Raw genomic sequence first — 17218 nt, 5'->3', positions numbered from 1 at the left:
TGATGCGTCTTTGGTGCCGCGCCCGTCGCGATTAGCGCCGTTAGGCTGGAGCATCGTGGGAAATGATGGCAAAGGCCCTTTGGCCAATAACCAGTCCGCCGCCCGTGGCGAATTGATCGAGCGGGCGCTGGAGCGACTGCCGGCGGCCGCGCTTTCGCTGGGTCAGGCCTTTGCGGCAGCGGGCCACGAATTGGCCTTGGTCGGTGGCCCGGTGCGGGATCTGATGTTGGGCCGGGACATAGCAGATCTGGATTTTGCGACTTCGGCTAACCCTGATCAGTCAGTGGCGGTGCTGGGCACTTGGGCCAATACGCATTGGGAGATTGGCAAAGAATACGGCACGGTCGGGGCCCGGCGTGGCGCCGAGGTGGTCGAGGTCACTACCTACCGCTCAGACAATTACCAAAGCCATAGCCGCAAACCGGCGGTTGACTTTGGCAAAGACCTGCCCGGGGATTTGTCGCGGCGTGATTTCACCGTCAACGCCATGGCCGTGGCCCTAGGACAGGCCGGCTCGATCAGCTTTGTTGACCCGTTCGATGGCCTGGCTGACCTGGCGGCGCGGCGGCTGTGCACGCCGGTAAGTGCGGCCCAATCGTTCGATGACGACCCCTTGCGGATGCTGCGGGCGGCCCGCTTTACCAGCCAACTAGGCTTTGAGGTCTGCCAAGACGTCATTGGCGCCATGACGTCTATGGCCGAAAGGCTGGCGATCGTGTCGCCGGAGCGAATTCAAGGCGAGCTGGTCAAGCTGCTTTTGACCGAAACGCCGCGGCACGGACTTGAGTTACTGGTGTTTACCGGACTGGCTGATTCAGTCCTACCTGAACTGCCGGCCTTGAAGCTTCAGGTCGACCCGTTGCACCGGCATAAGGATGTTTACGAGCATTCGCTCAGGGTGCTGGAGCAGGCGATCGAAATGGAGACTGGGCCTGACGGTCCGGTACCAGGGCCAGACCTGGTCCTACGCCTGGCGGCGCTGCTCCATGACATTGGCAAACCGGCGACTCGACGTTTTGAGGCCGGCGGGGCCGTCAGTTTCCATCACCACGAAGTGGTAGGGGCAAAACTTGCGGCCAAACGACTGAAAGCCTTGCGCTTTGATAGCGCCACGGTCAAGGCGGTGGCTCGGTTGATCGAGTTGCACCTCCGGTTTCACGGTTATGGCCAAGCCGGATGGACCGATTCGGCCGTGCGTCGCTATGTCGTTGATGCCGGCGATCTGCTCGAACGCTTGCACCGGCTGACGCGGGCGGATTGCACCTCGCAGAACCGCCGCCGGGCCGAGGTCCTGGCTTTTGCCTACGACGACCTTGAGGCTCGGATCGAAGAGCTGAAGCAGAAAGAAGAGTTGGCCGCGATTAGACCCGACTTGGATGGCGAGCAGATAATGGCACTGCTGGGGCTCGAGCCGGGCCCGGTGGTGGGCCAGGCCTATAGGTTTCTGCTGGAGCTGCGAATGAACCAGGGCCCCCTGGGTGAAGCGGCCGCCGTCGCGGCGTTGAAGCAATGGTGGCAGGAGCGTTCGGTTTAGCCGAGTGCTGGTCAAGAACTGGCCATTGGGAGAAGTCGTCCTGTTTGGCCTGTGCGGCGGTGTAGAGGTACAAGGGATTGCCGTAGTAGGCGTAGGTCTCAGCCGCCTCGGCGCGGGAGGCGCAGGTCATGCCCAAATGAAAGGCTCGGTTGAAGTACTGCAACAGCCGGCCCAGGCCAGGCCGGTCGAAGGAGGAAGTCCTGGCTTCGTCGACCACCACCAGGTCGAAATGGCTACTTGGATAGCGACTTGGAGATTCGTCAAAGCTGGCTAGCTCCCGCGCGGTGGCGAATAAGACCGGATTGGCCGGCCCGGCTGGCCAGCTCAGGTCGACCGGCCCAAAGGCTGGGGCAAACTGGTCAGATAAGTCCGAGGCCACGGCTATGGCCCGGTCGACCAGGTAAAGCACACGCAGGGGTTCCAAGCTGCCTGCGGCCGCCCGAGCCGCCCGGGCCTTGGCGGCGACTTGGAGGGCCACTGTGGTGCGTCCGGCCCCAGGATCCATCACCAGCAGAGCGCGGGCATGGTCTTTGGCGATTGCCGCCATGACCCGGTTGATGGCGACAATCTGGTAGTAGCGCAGCTGGTCATCAGGACCGTTGAAGAGTTCGGGGTCAAAGGGCTGAGCCAGCCAGTCGCCTTGTGACCGGTCCAGTTGGCGGTCTTTCAGGTAGGTAGCCCAGGCCCGTTTTGGCGTTGCGAAAGCGGCAACGGCCCGGTGCCGGTTTGTGCGAGTCGAATGCTCAACGATGTCTTTGCCATTGGTGACGTAGACCAGCGGCACATCAAGCCTTTGGCCTTGGCGAATGGCTCGGCGCAGAGCTGTCTCCGGGTTGTGGTTGGCACCAACTGAAGCCACTATGGCCGTCGGTGTACCCGGCACGGCTTGAAGTACGTAGGCGACAACGTGATGTTGCGCGCCGTGGTGGCCCCGCCCGGGACCTTGGCGGGCCGGCGCTGCGGTCAGCTCGTAGTTGCGTGTGACTCTGGACCCGTCCCAACCGGCCTGGGACAAAGCCTGTTCGATGGCGCCGCGCCGCGAGCCGTTCCGGGCGCCGGGTCCAGCCGTGGTCGGATTTGCTTCAGGCCCGGTTGCGAGCGCGGGTTTGGTCTTTGTAGCCCCAGCCATGTGAACGAGGCTAGATCGGACCGGGAGGCCGCAACCCAGATCAGGCTAAAGCGTCCTCAGAGCGAGACAGCCGGGAGCCCTCGACCCACCACCACCCCAGCTGAGTGGCGCTGCCGCCTAGCGTTCCAGTTCGCCTTTGATGAACGACTCGACCATGGCCCGGCCTTGACGATCTTCGTGCTGAACTGGTGGGGACTTGAAAAAGTAGGTCGATGGCGAGGTAATGGCGCCGCCAATGCCGCGATCCTTGGCGATCATGGCGGCGCGCACGGCGTCAATGATGATCCCGGCCGAGTTGGGCGAATCCCAAACCTCAAGCTTGTACTCCAGGTTCAACGGCACTTCACCGAAGGCCCGACCTTCCAGACGGACAAAGGCCCATTTGCGATCATCGAGCCAGGCGACATAGTCCGATGGCCCTATGTGGATGTCGCGCTCAGCCAAAGTGTGGTCAATATTCGATGTCACGGCCCGGGTCTTGGAGATCTTCTTTGACTCAAGGCGCTCTCGCTCCAACATGTTCTTGAAGTCCATATTGCCGCCCACGTTCAGCTGATAGGTCCGGTCCATGATGACGCCCCGGTCTTCGAACAGCCTGGCCAGGACGCGATGGGTGATAGTGGCGCCAACCTGAGATTTGATGTCGTCACCCACTATCGGCACACCGGCGTCCTGGAATTTCTTCGACCAGGCAGGATCCGAGGCAATAAACACCGGCAGGGCGTTGACAAAAGCGACCCCGGCATCAATGGCGCACTGGGCGTAGAACTTGTCGGCTTTTTCAGAACCTACCGGCAAGTAGGAGACCAACACGTCGACTTTTTTGTCCCGCAGTTCCGCCACCACATCAACCGGTTCGGCGCTCGACTCAGTGATGGTTTCGCTGTAGTACTTGCCCAATCCATCCAGGGAGGGCCCGCGCTGGACCGTTATGCCTGTGGCTGGCACCTGACAAATCTCGATGGTGTTGTTCTCTGAGGCAACAATGGCATCAGCTAAGTCCAGGCCAACTTTGGCCGCATCAACGTCGAAGGCGGTGACGAAGTTGATGTCGCTAATGTGGTAGGGCCCAAATTGGACGTGCATCAATCCCGGCACCGAGCTATTTGGCTTGGCGTCTCGATAGAAATGAACGCCCTGCACCAGCGAGGCGGCGCAGTTCCCAACGCCGGCAATGGCGACGCGGATCGGGCTCATGTTGTCTCCTTAATAGATTGTGATAGGTGGGCCCCTCTGATCGGGGCGTGGACCGGAGTGAGAGACCTGCCGACCCGCCTACCAGCGCGTTCGGCATCGATCAAGCCTTCCAGCCAACGAACCTCACGCTCAAGTTGGTCGAGCGAGTGGCGTTGCAGTTCGGCGGTGTAGGCATCGGCCGGTTGGCCGCGGTTGATGGCGGTGAAGAGGGAATCGAGTCTCTCCGCCATGCGGATGCGCCGGCCCTCAAGGATTCTGACCCGAGTGTCGACATCGGTCTGGGCGAATAAGGCGAAACGAACGTCGAAGTTCTCGTCTTCCCAGCTAGCCGGTCCGGCTTCACCCAGCAAATGCTCCAGAAGTTCGGCCCCAGCCGTGGTCAGTTGGTAGACGATCCGTCCCCGCCTTGAGGCGGTTGGGGCTTGGTCCAGGTCGCCCGATGCCGTAATCGCACCTTTGTCCGCCAGTTCCCTCAAGCAGGGGTAGAGCGAGCCGTATGAGAAGGGCCGCAGCAGGCCAAGCATTTCGTTTAGGCGCTTGCGCAGTTCGTATCCGTGCATCGGCGCGGCGTGGAGCAAGCCCAGAACGGCGAGTTCAAGCACTCTGGACCGATTGCGCACGGACTTTTGCTCCTTTGATCAGCTATGGCTACGGCAAGTCAATCTCGATGTATCGATTCGATACATCGCAACATTAGGTCATCTCGTTACATCACGCAAGTTGCCCCAGGTCTTGTGCGGCTGAGGGGCGCGTGGCACTGTTGTTGGGAAATAACAACGCTGGAGAGAGTGTCAGATGTCGCAGCCGGGTTTGGACCAACGCGAAGCCGAACGAATGCAGGTTGTGGTTGCGGCGGCACAGGTGATTGAGCAGGTTGGCGCATCGCGGGTGACTTTGGCGTTGGTGGCTGAGGCTTCCGGGCTGGCCTTGGGGTCGATTCTTGATCACTTCTCAACTCTCGAAGAAGTGATTGACGAGGTCATTGAAGAGCAAAACAGCTTGATGTACCAAACGGTTGAACAAGCCGTGGGCGAGGCCAGAGCCGGGGAAGCCTTGATCCGGGCGGCCGTGGCCCTTTTGGGATTGTTATCGAATGACGTCATCGCCCGGGCCGGTATGCGCCTGTCTTTGGAAAAGGGTGCTGCCAACGAGGAGCTGGCCTGGCGCTACTACCTTTGGATCGAGTCTTTCACCGACTACGTCACAGAGGGAATCGAGGCCGGTCAGATGCGGGCCGATCTTGATGCCTCGGCCGTCACTGTGCTGGTGGTGGCCTGGTTTAGCGGTGTCACGCTGCTATCCGGCCTGGTTGGCCCGGCGGTGGTATCGCCTAGGCAAATCGGGCCCATGCTGGACATTTACATTATTGGCATGGCCAATCCGGAACATGTCGAGCCTTTGCGGGACCTGGCTCGCCAGCTGCTAGACGAGGCAGACTGACGCCGCCCTGGCGCTAAGGTTAGCCGCCAAGAAAACGGGCCAAGAATTCCTTGGTTCGCGGCAGCTTGGGATTGGTGAAAACCTGATTGGGCGGACCTTGTTCGGCAATGACACCGCCGTCCATGAAGGCCACGCGGTCAGAGACATCACGGGCGAAAGCCATTTCGTGAGTCACAATGATCAGGGTTAGACCGGTGTGGGCCAGCGAGCCGATGACTTTGAGCACCTCGCCAACCATTTCGGGGTCAAGGGCACTGGTTGGTTCATCGAACAGCAGGGCTTCGGGCTGCATTGACAGTGCCCGGGCGATGGCGACCCGTTGCTTCTGACCGCCAGAGAGTTGATGCGGTTTGGCATTGACGTAAGGTGCCATGCCGACCTTGTCTAGGAAATCTTTGGCAATGTCGACCGCCTCGGCCCGCCTCCGGCCGGCCGCTCGCATCTGCCCAATGACGCAATTGGATAGAACCGACAAGTTGGCAAACAGGTTGAACTGCTGAAAGACCATGCCCAGTTTGGCCCGGTAATGATTAACGTCATAACCCGGGGCAAGCACGTTTTGGCCGTGGTAGAGCACCTCACCGCCAGTGGGCCAATCAAGTAGGTTGACACAGCGCAGGAAGGTCGATTTGCCACTACCAGAGGAACCAATGACGGAAACCACCTCGCCTTTGGTGATCGAAAAGTCGATGCCCTTGAGGATCTCGTTTTCGCCAAAGTCCTTGGTTAGTTGCTTAGTCTCGACCACCACGGTCGGTTCGTTCGTACTCACCGGGCACCTCCGTCACCGTGGCGGCGCAGCAGGATTGATTCCGGCATGGTCTGGGAAGTCGCCAAGGTGAAGTTTTCCGGGCCTTCCAGTCGCCGTTCAAGCACACGCAGAACTCGAGTGGTGGTGTAGGTCAGGACCAGGTAAATGGCGGCGATGGTGAGATAGACCTCGAAGGACCGGTAAGTGATCCCAAGTACGGCCTTACCCTGGGTGAACAGCTCGGTCACGCCAATCAAGAACAGCACCGAAGTGTCTTTAATGTTGATCACGAACTCGTTGCCTGTGGCCGGCATGATGTTGCGGATGGTTTGGGGCAAGATGACACCGCGCATGATTGACCAATGCTTCATGCCGACGGCCCGCCCGGCTTCCATTTGGCCCCCGTCAATTGCTTGGATGCCACCGCGCACAATCTCGCTCATATAGGCACCAGTGTTGATTGACACCACCAGCAAACCGGTCGGTAGCGGGGCCAAGTCAAGGTCGATAACCGCTTTGAGGCCAAAGAACACCACCAGGGCTTGGACCAACATAGGTGTGCCCCTGAAAACCTCGATATAGACCGCCAGCAGGGCATTGATCACCCGCAGCACCACCCGCCTAAAGCGCGTACCGTCATGTGGTCCGGTCGGCAGGGTCCTGACGGTGCCAATCATCAACCCAATGCCCGTGCCCACAATGGTGCCGATAATGGCGATCATCATGGTGTAGCCGGCGCCTTTGAGGAACCAGCCGCCGTATTCAACCAGTTGGTACCAGACCTGGGCAAAAAACCCTCGGCTACCGCCGGCCGCCAGGATTGTCACGCTAACCGTTCCTGATTAGCGCCCCGCAAGAAATCATCCCTCTGGCTGGTTCGCAATCGCCTGATCCATCATCTGGGCCCGCTGATCCAGGCTGATGCTGGCCAGCGCCTGGTTGATCTGTTCGGTCAGTTCAGAGCCTTGTTTGACACCCACCGAGATGGCGATCTCGTTTTGGTCAACATCAAAGCCCTGGCCTTGTTCAAAGGCCACAAAACTCAATTCTGGGTTAGCCGCCACGGCCGAAAGCGCCCCGGGACGTTCAGAGATATAGCCGTCGATTTTGCCGCTCTTGACCGCGATCACCATAGTGGGGAAGGAATCCATCGCCGTCTGCTGGTCCACCCCGGGAATCTGTTCGACCAGGGGGTAGTGGATGGTGCCTAGTTGGGCCGTGATCTTGGCTCCGGCGAAGTCCTCCAGCGAGGTGGCTTGGGCGTATTCAGAATCGCCGCGTACCACTATGACCGCATCAGAGGTGTAGTAGGGATCGGAGAAGTCGATGGCTTCGCGCCGCTCGTCAGTGGGCGACATTCCGGCCACAATCATGTCGATCTGCCCGGTAGTCAAAGCCGGAATCAAACCGTCCCAGTCCATTTTGACTACCACGATCTCGCGACCCATGTAGTGGGCCACGGCCTGGGCAATGGCCACGTCGTAGCCGCCGGCCCAGCCACCGCCGTCAATCGGCGCGGCGTTGTTGGAATCGTCTTTCTGGGTCCAGTTGAACGGGGCATAACCAGCTTCCATGCCTACGCGCAAAGGCGAGGTATCAGCGGTGGCTTCATCGGTGCCTTCGCCGCCGGAATCACTGCCGCAGGCAGCCAGGGTCAGGGGTAGGGCAGCAGCTAGGCTCAGGGTGGCCAGGGTCTTGAACAACGACTTCATTGGGGGCCCTTTCGTTTTCGTGGCCCGTTGGCCACGCGCAAGACCTTACCCCGCCAAGTCAGGTGGCGGTCAAGTCGATCGCTATTGCGTTTCCAGCAGTGTCACCAGGGTGTCGTAACGTTGACCCCAATCCCACTGCGCCTGGGCCCAGCGGTGCCCGGCCTGGCCCATGGCTTGGGCTTCGTCCGGGTCATCTAGCAGCTGGATGATGCTGGCGGCAACCTCGCCTGGGTCTTTGCCGTTGACCAGCCATCCGGTTTGGCCGTCGAGGACAGCCTCGGGTGTGCCGCCAGAGTTGCCCACAACCGCTGGCACCCCACTGGCTTGGGCTTCTAAGTAGACCAGGCCAAAACCTTCAACCTCCAGACCACCTAAGCGGCTGCGTGAGGGGCCGGCAAAGACATTGGCCGCGGCGAAGTAACTGGGCAACTGTTCGAAAGGTACGCCGCCGGTGATGATGACCGAGTCGATTAGACCCAGACGGTAGGCCAGGCGCTTGAGGTGGTCGCTTTGCGGTCCGGTCCCGACAATCAGTAATACTGCCTCAGGCTGGCGCTGGAGAATCCGGGGCATGGCTTTGATCAGCGTGTCCTGGCCCTTGCGCCAAACCACGCGGCCAACGCACAGAATAATTGGCCGCCCGGCCAGGTCATAGCGTTCAAAGACCGGTTGTGGGTCAACCTCGGGGTTGAACGTTTGTGGCGATACAGCCGGGGACAGGCGGACCATCCGGTCGATCGCCTGCGGGCTAAGGGCTTGGCTGATGGCGTCCTTGGTGTACTGGGTGATGTAGGTCAAGTTGTCAACGTTTTCGCCCAGGTAATGCATCGCCTGGCGGGTACCAGGTAGTTTGGCCCACCAGACCTCGTGTGAATGGGAAGTGGCCACCTGGCGCTTAACGCCGCTGCGGCGCCTAACGGTCTTGGCCATCAAACCAAGTGGCACCGACGAGCCATACCAGATGGCCTCGATTTGGTGTTGGCGAACCAAGTCACAAACTCGTCCTACCGTGGTCCGCCCGGGCAAAAGAGTCCTGGACTTAGACCGCACCACTTCGAACGCCAATGCGGCATCGTAGGCTGCCGCGTTAGGCTTACTGGAGGTGTAAACCACAAGGTCAGCCGGGTCAAAGCGGCTGGCGATCTCGAAAACGAAGTTCTCAATACCGCCCTGGCGCGGCGGGAAGTCATTGGTGACAATAAGGGTTTTGACCACTTCGATGTCCCACCTAGCGGCCGGCTAGGACCAGCTCGGCGATTTGGACCGCGTTGAGGGCGGCGCCTTTACGCAGATTGTCGCCAACCACAAACAAGGCCAGCCCCCTGTCGCCTGGCACCGACTGGTCTTGGCGAATCCGACCAACGAAAACCGGGTCCTGCCCGGCGGCCTGCAGCGGAGTGGGTAGCTCCGACACAACCACACCTGGAGCCTGGCTCAGAATGCTGGTCGCCTCGGCTGGCTTGATGGGGCGGGCGAACTGGGCGTTGATCGACAAAGAGTGGCCGGTGAAAACCGGCACTCGAACGCATGTGCCGCTGACAGCCAGATCCGGCAGGCCAAGAATCTTGCGCGACTCGTCACGCAGCTTGCGGTCCTCACTGGTTTCACCCGAACCATCGTCAAGCATTGGCCCGGCCAAAGGCACCACGTTCATGGCGATCGGGGCGGCATAGACACTGGGCGGGGGGAATTCGACGGCCTGACCGTTGCGAGCCAGGGCGGTCGGGTCCTGCCCCATGGCGGCGTCGACTTGACCTTTGAGCTCATCGATTCCTACTCCGCCGCTGCCGCTGACGGCCTGGTAGGTCGAGATCACCATCGAGACCAGACCAGCGGCCCGGCTGAGTGGGCCAAGTACTGGCATGGCGGCCATGGTGGTGCAGTTCGGGTTGGCGATGATGCCCTTCGGTGCGGCGGCGACCAGCTCGGGGTTGACTTCGCTAACCACCAGTGGCACCTGCGGGTCCATGCGCCAGGCCGAAGAGTTGTCGATGACCGTGGCGCCAACGGCAGTGAAGCAGGGGGCATATTGCTTTGAGGCGCCGCCACCGATCGAAAACAAGGCCAGGTCTACCCCGGCCGGGTTGGCCTTGTCCAGATCCTCAACCGTGATGGTCTGTCCATCAAAGTCAAATTGGCGCCCGGCAGACCTAGCCGAGGCGAAAAACCGGATCGAGTCATAGGCAAAGGCACGATCAACCAATAGCTGGCGCATCATTGAGCCGACCTGGCCGGTGGCACCAACCACTGCGAGGTTGGGGTTCATCGGCCCGTCCCTCCGTAAACCATGGCCTCGTCTTCCATGGTGTCGAGGTCAAAGGCCGTGTGTACGGCCCTGACGGCGCCGTCGAGGGCGTCAAGCTCGGTTACCACCGAAATGCGAATCTCAGAAGTCGAAATCATTTCGATGTTGACCCCGGCCTGACTCAGCGCCTCGAACAGCCTGGCGGAGACACCTGGATGGGAACGCATACCAGCGCCAATTAGCGACAGTTTGCCGATCGAATCGGTGTGGACCAAACGTTGGTAACCAAGATTCGCCTTGGCCCCTTCCAAGGCGCTGACCGTGGTGGCAGCCTCAACCGAAGGCAAGGTGAAGGAAATGTCAGTCCGGCCGGTCACCTCGGTCGAAACGTTTTGCACAATCATGTCGATGTTGACCCCGGCGGCACTGACCACCTGGAAAATGGCGGCGGCCTTACCCGGAACATCCGGCACGCCAACCACAGTGATCTTGGCTTGTGAACGGTCGTGGGCCACGCCAGAGATAATGGGTTGTTCCATAGCGGTAGTGCTTTCTGGGTCGAAAACTGAAACAGGGCCAAGCGGGAAAGGTTTGGCGCCATCGACTATCAAGGTTCCTGGCAGGTCAGAGAAACTAGACCTGACATGCATGGGAACGTCGTAGCGGCGGGCGTACTCAACCGACCTGACGTGCAGGACCTTGGCACCGGCGGCGGCCATTTCGAGCATCTCCTCATGGGTGATGCGGGCCAGGCGGCGAGCCCGCCTAACCAGTCGCGGATCGGCCGAAAAGACACCGTCAACGTCGGTGTAAATCTCGCAAACACCGGCCTGAAGGGCAGCGGCCAAAGCCACCGCTGTGGTGTCGGAACCGCCGCGGCCCAAAGTGGTGACGTCTTTGGTGGTTTGGGAAACCCCCTGGAAACCAGCCACGATGGCGACGGCACCGTCATCGAGCGCCCCGCGAATCCGCCCCGGGGTGACATCAATGATGCGGGCCTGGCCGTGCGACTGATCGGTGATGACGCCGGCCTGTGAGCCGGTGAAAGAGCGGGCTTCGTGGCCCTGGTCATGCAGGGCCATGGCCAGCAGGGCCATCGAAATACGTTCACCGGCGGTCAGCAGCATGTCCAATTCGCGCCCGGGTGGGTTCGGGGTGATCTGTTCGGCCAGGTCAGTCAGCTCGTCGGTGGAATCCCCCATGGCGCTAACCACGACGACCACGTCATGGCCGGCCTGACGGTAGCCGGCGATACGACGAGCTACGCGCAGCACAGCGTTGGCGTCACTGATCGAAGATCCGCCGTACTTTTGGACCACTAGGCTCACAGTTGGGCCCCTCCTAGCTCGGTTTCGCGGTCTTGACTTGTCGCTGCGGGTAGGCGCCTGGGCGCCAGGACACGTTCGGTGATTCTCCCATAAGGGAAAGGCTGGGTTGTTCCAGGGCCCACTAGAGCGAACGACGGGCCTCAAAGGCGCGGGACAATGTGACCTCGTCGGCATACTCCAGATCGCCACCCACCGGCAGGCCGCTGGCGAGGCGGCTGACCGGGATATCAAGGGCCTTCAGCGCCCGGGCCAAATAGCTGGCAGTAGCCTCACCTTCGATGTTTGGGTCAGTTGCGATTATGACCTCTTTGACATTCGAATCCCCCAAACGTGACATCAGTTCGCGGATATGCAGTTCGTCCGGGCCAATGCCGCCAATCGGATCAATCACCCCTCCCAGCACGTGATACAAACCGCCAAACTCGCCGGTCCGTTCCACGGCAATGACGTCTTTTGGCTCTTCGACCACGCAGATCTGCGACTGGTCCCGCCGCGGGTCTTGGCAGACCACACAGAACTGGTCCTCAGCCACGTTGAAACACCTGGTGCAGAAGCGAACCTTCTCCTTAACCAGGGTCAAGGCGGTGATTAGCCGTTCAACCTCCGCTGTGGGCGCGGACAGCAAATGAAAGGAAATGCGACTGGCACCCTTGGGGCCAATTCCGGGCAACGCAGCCAGCTCATCGACCAAATCTTGCAGGGCACCGGAAAACACGCGCCAACCCTACCCGGCAGGGCCGACACGACGGTGCCGACACAGCGGTGGCCGAGTTCACCGGGGCTTTCGGCTGCTATTTGCCGTCGTCAGGCGGCGCGATTTCGTCAATGATGTCGGCGTCAAACATTCGCTGGATCAGCGGCACGCCGGTCAGACCGCGCAGTCCAGGGTCGCCCGAATCGTCGATCAGTTCTACCGGCTCGGCTTCGCTAGGTGCAGCCGTTGGCTCGGGCACGGCCAGGACCATGGGCTCACCTGGCCGGGCTGGTGCGGCAACGTTGGCCAGTGTTGGCTTAGCTGCGGCGGCCGATGCCGGCCCTGACGGATCAGGCGGCGGCTCGGCTTTGAGGTGGGCAGGCCCGGTTGGCTCCGGGCTTGGCTGCCTCACGGCCGGTGGACCGAGCTCCGGGATCTGGGGCATCAGGGTAGGTCCGGCGGCCTGTGGCGCTGCTGCGGCCCCCAGGACCGGGGGCACAGTGGTTGGTTGGGCGGCCTTGGGTGCGGCCGGCCGGTCTTGTCCAGCCGCAATGACCGTCAGTGGCCGGCCCAGAACCTGGCTGAAAGCCTCAGTGGCGGGGCCAGTGAAGCGATCGGTGAAGAGCTTGGCCAGCCCCGGGTTACTGAAGCCCAATTCGACCGTATCGCCCTGCGCCTGGGCCACAAAAGCGTCCTGGACCAGCAGGGCTGCGGCCGAAATGTTGATTGCCTTGAGCGTGGCGGCAAGCTTGTCCCAGGACTGGTTGACCTGGCTGACGGTCAGGCTGCTGCCGCCGGGAGCAACTGACGGTGCAGGCCGGTGAGGAGCAGTCGGGGCCAGCGGCCCGGCATCGGCCCGGGGTGGGTGGCCGGCCCCGTGGTCACCTGAAAGGGGACTCGATGGCCCAACCGAACCGGAACCGGTCGCTGGGTCCTGGGGTTCAACCCAGTCCACGAAGTTTGGGCGCTGCCGGCCCGCCGGGCCGGGGCCGGCAGAGGCGGAAGGGGTTTTGGTGGGAGGAGGTTGGGTTGGCATCTGGTTTGGTTCGCGCTCCGCCTGGGCCCGGCGGGCCGCGGTCTTGGCTGGGCCCTGGCTCGGTTCCGGCGCTAACGGCGCGGACGGCGCTGCGGGCGGAGCGGCGGTTTGACCCTGCCCGGCCGGTCGCATGGGCCGGGCCTGAGCCGCCGGGCCCGGCAACTCAACAGCGGAACTCGGCATTGGCGCCGGCACTGGACGTCCAATCGCCATCAAGGTCCTGGCCGCCAGCAGTTCAAGTTGTAGGCGCGGCGAAGTGGCGCCCATCATGGCGGCCAGGCCTTGGCTGACCGAATCGGCTGCGGCTGACAACCCGGCCAGCCCAATGGCGCTGGCCTGGGCTCGCAACGGGACCAATTGATCTGGCGGCAAGGCGCGCAGAGCCGCCTGGGCCTGGTCGCCACTAGCTGCCATTATTAGCAGATCGCGCAAACGCTCCAGCAGATCCTCGGCGAAGCGGCGAGGCTCTTGACCCGACTCAATGACCTGCTCAACCACATCAAACATGGCTGCGCCGTCACCAGAGCCTAGGGCGGCGACCATTTGGTCAAGCATGGCCGCAGGCGTGTAACCGAGTAAGGCCGCAGCCCCGGAGTAGGTGATATGCCCTTCGGCCGACCCGGCCATCAGTTGGTCCAGGACTGATTCGGTGTCCCGGACCGAACCGCCGCCAGCCTTAACCACTAGTGGCAAGACCCCAGCCTCGGCCGTGATCGACTCCGAGGCGCAAATCGTCGACATGTAATCCGTCATCAGGCCCGGCGGCACCAACCGGAAGGGGTAATGGTGCGAGCGAGAGCGAATCGTGGGCAGGACCTTTTCTGGCTCAGTGGTGGCGAAAACAAACTTGACGTGCGGTGGCGGCTCCTCAACGATCTTCAGCGGCGCATTGAGACCCTGCTGGGAGACCATATGGGCCTCGTCCAGGATGAAAATCTTGAAACGGTCTCTGGCCGGCGCGAAAACCGCCCGTTCACGCAGCTCACGGGTGTCATCAACGCCACCGTGGGAGGCGGCGTCAATCTCGACCACGTCCAGCGAACCCGACCCCGCCCGGCTCAATTCACCGCACGAGTCGCACTGGCCGCAGGGCTCAGCCGCAGGGCCCTGGGCGCAGTTGAGGCAGCGCGCCAGAATCCTGGCCGAGGTGGTTTTACCGCAGCCACGCGGTCCTGAAAACAGATAAGCATGCGACACCCGGCCGGAGCGTAGGGCCTGGCTGAGTGGTTCGGTGACGTGTTCCTGCCCAATAACCTCACTGAAGGTCTCCGGCCGGTAGCGGCGGTAAAGGGCTTGACTCACCCTATGAGCCTAGGCGCCCGGACCGACATTGGTCACATCGATCAACTCCAGCCCGCGGTTCGGGACCTCGTGGGCTGGTGCTGTATTCCTGGCTGTGGCACAGGCCCGCTGGCCAAACGCGCCTGGCCCAGGGACGGCATCGGACGCAAGGACCCCCCACGTACCCGACAGAGCCGCCCTACCCTTGCTACCTTCCGGTCCTGGGGGATTCGGGTGGGTGCCGCCACGTGGGGGGCCGGAACAAGCCTAACCGACTGGCCCTGGCCTGTGCCTGCCCGCCGGTTTGGGCGCAGCGGTCGGGCCCGGCAGCCGCAAGGTCTGCGCCGACCGCTGCGATCCTCTGGCCTGCCCCTTTGCCGCGAGATCGAGCTTTTGCATAACCGTCGATGACCCTGATTGCGAGCTATTGGCCTGCGCCGGCCGCTGCGATCCTCTGGCCTGTCCCTTTGCCGCGCCCCGGCCGCCCCTCTGCCGGCCAGGTCGACCCTTCCCACAAATCAGGCCTTGACCAGCTATCTCACCGCGAGACCGAGCTTCGGCATAATCCGACTTAGATCACATTGCGAGCTATTGGCCTGCGCCGACCGCTGCGATCCTCTGGCCTGCCCCTTTGCCGCGAGAATGAGCTTTTGCATAACCATTGACGACCCTGATTGCGAGCTATTGGCCTGCCCCTCTGCCGGCCAGTTCGACCCTTCCTACAAATCAAGCCTTGACCAGCTATCTCACCGCGAGACAGAGCCTTTGCATGACCTCCGATGACCCTGATTGCGGGCAATTGGCCGGCACCCTAGGGTGAATGCCGTGATCTTGCTGCCCATGACCGTGCTCCTGATTGCCGGCGTCGTTGTCTACTGGTTGGGCGGCAAAGCCGCAGCCGGCACCTTGCCCATCAACTACTTCGCTGGCATTCGCACGGCGCGAACTATGAAGAGCAAGGCGGCCTTTGAAGCAGGCAATAGGGCCGCTGCCCGGGCGGCTCAATTCGTTGGCGTAATGATGTGCGTCGAGGCCATCATCATGGGGTTGGCTTGGTCTTTTAGGGGCAGCCCGGACCGGCCAAACGTCATCTGGGGCACTGTGGTGATGATGGGCATTATTGTCATTTTGGTCGGTGTGCTGGTGGCTATCGCCAAGGCCCAGCAGGCCGCCCACGAAGTGCTGGAAGACGAACCTCCTGACGACCTCTAGGGCTGAGCCAAAACGCCCGGTTGAAAAGGCAGCCAACCTCTAGCACTGGCTGATCGCTGACCTGCTGCCAGGTAATGCCGCCCTGTCCAATTCGCACACTTCGGGCCAGGCGGGGCGGGGCCGGGAACGGCGGAGGTAGGGGATCCGAACCCCCGAGTGCTTGTACCCAACACGCTTTCCAAGCGTGCGCCATAGGCAACTTGGCGATACCTCCAATGCGGCCGTGACCGCCCCCTGAGGACTATGAAGTTTTGGCTGGCCGCCTAGTGCTTCAAGTCAGCACCGAGCCCGCGGCCACACCACTGGCTGGCGTTTTGCCTAGTGATGGCGAAGGCAAAGTGCGGCATGTCGATGCCGCGGAAGTGCTTGACAAAGCGGGTTCGGATGGTCATACCCAGCCGGATGGCCACGTTCATTGAGGCGACGTTGGTGTCGCGGACAATGGCGAATACTTCTTCGGCACCCAGCTGGCCAAAGGCCCAATCGAGGCAGGCTCGGGCCGCCTCAGTGGCGAAGCCTTGGTGCCAAAACGCCCGGTTGAAGAGGTAGCCAACCTCCAATACAAGTTGGTCGTTGACTTGCTGCCAGGTGATGCCGCATTGTCCAATCGTTTGGCTGCTCCGGCGCTCGACTACTGCCCAGAGCCAGTGGCCATGGGCCTTGTATTGCTCAATGGCCTTGTCAAGCCACTGCTGGACTTCTGTGTCATCGAACGGTCCTTCGTAGGCGACCATGGTGGCGGCATCTTGCATGATGGCCTTGAGGTCCGGTAGGTCGGCCACGGTCATCCGTCGCAGGATGAGCCGCTCAGTAGTTGGGGGCAGAGCTAACGACACGCCCGCATCTTCGCACACTCGAACCAGAAGGGGCGGGGCCAGGCGAACGACTCACGACCTAGCGCCGAAAGAGGCTGGTCCGCCGTGACCTAGCACCGAAACAGGTCAAGCCGCCACGACCTTGACCCAAAACAGGACTGAGCTCTGGAGGTGGAGCATTTAGGCTGGTCACAGCCGCGGTCTAGATGATAACCCTGTCTTTATGCTAAGTCGCGACTGTCGACCGTGTTTTCGCGCTAAGTCGCGACTGTTGACCCTGTCTTGGTGCTAAGTCACGGCCAGTCGCCCTGTTTTCATGCCAAGTCGCGGCCAGTCGCCCTGTTTTCATGCCAAGTCGCGACTGTTGACCCGGTCTTGGTGCTAAGTCGCGACTGTCGACCGTGTTTTCGCGCTAAGTCACGGCCAGTCGCCCTGTTTTTGGTGCTTGGTAGCTGCGGGACAACAATCGAACTGAACATTTTGATGACACCACCGAATCGACTTGACCACTTCGATGGCGCCGGCCAATCGACATGATCGTTTTGATGACACCGGCCAATCGACATGATCGCTTCGATGACACCGGCCAATCGACATGACCGCTTCGATGACGCCGATTTCCGCCCACCTGGGGAAACGCTCTGGCCCGATCATCGAATCGTTCACCTCGATCTGGTCCAATAACTCAGCCGTTCAAGTCGATTCGGCCGAACCGTGGCGCTGTCATTTGCCACGTGCATGGGACCGGTTGAGGGGTTGTTTTGCCACGAGCATGGGACCACCTGTTTTGCCAGTTATGGGACCACCACGGTGTTGCGCCGGTGAGTCCTTTTCACGGCGGGAG

At 61.5% G+C, this 17218-nt stretch carries 14 protein-coding genes, 1 tRNA gene, 1 other RNA gene and 1 pseudogene; 3 read left to right on the top strand and 14 right to left on the bottom strand.

Features of this window, described 5'->3' with window-relative positions:
* Positions 1-112 precede the first annotated feature (112 nt).
* A complete protein-coding gene (locus tag FWD29_04385) occupies positions 113-1534 on the top strand; it encodes a CCA tRNA nucleotidyltransferase (protein MCL2803175.1) in 1422 nt (473 codons plus the stop codon).
* 184 nt (positions 1535-1718) lie between these two features.
* On the opposite strand, the pseudogene FWD29_04380 reads toward FWD29_04385, so the two are convergent.
* From FWD29_04380 to FWD29_04370, 3 genes and pseudogenes are all read right to left on the bottom strand, one after another.
* Positions 1719-2081 (bottom strand): annotated as a pseudogene (locus FWD29_04380) (DEAD/DEAH box helicase family protein).
* Between the two features lie 699 nt (positions 2082-2780).
* Positions 2781-3860 (bottom strand): inositol-3-phosphate synthase, encoded by a 1080-nt coding sequence (locus FWD29_04375; protein ID MCL2803174.1) that lies wholly within the window; start codon positions 3858-3860, stop codon positions 2781-2783.
* On the bottom strand, positions 3857-4480 hold the full coding sequence (locus tag FWD29_04370; protein MCL2803173.1) for a PadR family transcriptional regulator: 624 nt from the start codon (positions 4478-4480) through the stop codon (positions 3857-3859). The genes FWD29_04375 and FWD29_04370 overlap by 4 nt, the downstream gene beginning before the upstream one ends.
* A 175-nt stretch (positions 4481-4655) precedes the next feature.
* Here FWD29_04370 and FWD29_04365 point away from each other — a divergent pair, with 175 nt between their 5' ends.
* Positions 4656-5300 carry a TetR/AcrR family transcriptional regulator gene (locus FWD29_04365; protein ID MCL2803172.1) on the top strand — a complete coding sequence of 215 codons (645 nt, stop codon included), beginning with the start codon at positions 4656-4658 and terminating at the stop codon, positions 5298-5300.
* 19 nt (positions 5301-5319) lie between these two features.
* On the opposite strand, the gene FWD29_04360 is transcribed toward FWD29_04365, so the two are convergent.
* The 9 genes from FWD29_04360 to ffs form a co-directional block, all read right to left on the bottom strand.
* Entirely contained in the window at positions 5320-6048 is a 729-nt protein-coding gene (locus tag FWD29_04360) for an amino acid ABC transporter ATP-binding protein (GenBank protein ID MCL2803171.1), read from the bottom strand.
* Between the two features lie 20 nt (positions 6049-6068).
* A complete protein-coding gene (locus FWD29_04355) occupies positions 6069-6878 on the bottom strand; it encodes an amino acid ABC transporter permease (protein ID MCL2803170.1) in 810 nt (269 codons plus the stop codon).
* A 33-nt stretch (positions 6879-6911) separates the two neighbouring features.
* Positions 6912-7763 (bottom strand): transporter substrate-binding domain-containing protein, encoded by an 852-nt coding sequence (locus FWD29_04350; GenBank protein ID MCL2803169.1) that lies wholly within the window; start codon positions 7761-7763, stop codon positions 6912-6914.
* An 81-nt stretch (positions 7764-7844) separates the two neighbouring features.
* Positions 7845-8978 carry a glycosyltransferase family 4 protein gene (locus FWD29_04345; GenBank protein MCL2803168.1) on the bottom strand — a complete coding sequence of 378 codons (1134 nt, stop codon included), beginning with the start codon at positions 8976-8978 and terminating at the stop codon, positions 7845-7847.
* A 13-nt stretch (positions 8979-8991) separates the two neighbouring features.
* The gene (locus tag FWD29_04340; protein ID MCL2803167.1) at positions 8992-10029 is read right to left on the bottom strand and encodes an aspartate-semialdehyde dehydrogenase; all 1038 of its coding nucleotides are present in this window, start codon (positions 10027-10029) and stop codon (positions 8992-8994) included.
* Entirely contained in the window at positions 10026-11336 is a 1311-nt protein-coding gene (locus FWD29_04335) for an aspartate kinase (protein MCL2803166.1), read from the bottom strand. The genes FWD29_04340 and FWD29_04335 overlap by 4 nt, the downstream gene beginning before the upstream one ends.
* Positions 11337-11457: 121 nt before the next feature.
* Positions 11458-12051: a recombination mediator RecR gene (gene recR / locus FWD29_04330; GenBank protein ID MCL2803165.1), complete on the bottom strand. Its 594-nt coding sequence runs from the start codon at positions 12049-12051 to the stop codon at positions 11458-11460.
* A 76-nt stretch (positions 12052-12127) separates the two neighbouring features.
* Positions 12128-14368, bottom strand: a complete 2241-nt coding sequence (locus tag FWD29_04325) for a DNA polymerase III subunit gamma and tau (protein MCL2803164.1) — start codon at positions 14366-14368, stop codon at positions 12128-12130.
* 144 nt (positions 14369-14512) lie between these two features.
* An RNA gene (gene ffs / locus FWD29_04320) (signal recognition particle sRNA small type) lies at positions 14513-14608 on the bottom strand.
* 564 nt (positions 14609-15172) lie between these two features.
* Here ffs and FWD29_04315 point away from each other — a divergent pair.
* Positions 15173-15559 carry an SdpI family protein gene (locus tag FWD29_04315; protein MCL2803163.1) on the top strand — a complete coding sequence of 129 codons (387 nt, stop codon included), beginning with the start codon at positions 15173-15175 and terminating at the stop codon, positions 15557-15559.
* 130 nt (positions 15560-15689) lie between these two features.
* On the opposite strand, the gene FWD29_04310 is transcribed toward FWD29_04315, so the two are convergent.
* Positions 15690-15773 (bottom strand) — tRNA-Ser (locus FWD29_04310).
* A gap of 49 nt (positions 15774-15822) precedes the next feature.
* Positions 15823-16347, bottom strand: a complete 525-nt coding sequence (locus FWD29_04305; GenBank protein MCL2803162.1) for a GNAT family N-acetyltransferase — start codon at positions 16345-16347, stop codon at positions 15823-15825.
* Between the last annotated feature and the right edge of the window lie 871 nt (positions 16348-17218).

Source organism: Micrococcales bacterium (assembly GCA_009784895.1).
Taxonomy (GTDB): domain Bacteria; phylum Actinomycetota; class Actinomycetes; order Actinomycetales; family WQXJ01; genus WQXJ01.
This window is presented reverse-complemented; position numbering and strand designations above follow the sequence as displayed.

What these genes read in the sequence shown, in the direction of transcription:
- FWD29_04305 (MCL2803162.1), bottom strand. Translation starts at nt 16,347, where the DNA reads ATGACCGTGGCCGACCTACCGGACCTCAAGGCCATCATGCAAGATGCC.
- FWD29_04365 (MCL2803172.1), top strand. Translation starts at nt 4,656, where the DNA reads ATGTCGCAGCCGGGTTTGGACCAACGCGAAGCCGAACGAATGCAGGTT.
- FWD29_04375 (MCL2803174.1), bottom strand. Translation starts at nt 3,860, where the DNA reads ATGAGCCCGATCCGCGTCGCCATTGCCGGCGTTGGGAACTGCGCCGCC.
- FWD29_04340 (MCL2803167.1), bottom strand. Translation starts at nt 10,029, where the DNA reads ATGAACCCCAACCTCGCAGTGGTTGGTGCCACCGGCCAGGTCGGCTCA.
- FWD29_04350 (MCL2803169.1), bottom strand. Translation starts at nt 7,763, where the DNA reads ATGAAGTCGTTGTTCAAGACCCTGGCCACCCTGAGCCTAGCTGCTGCC.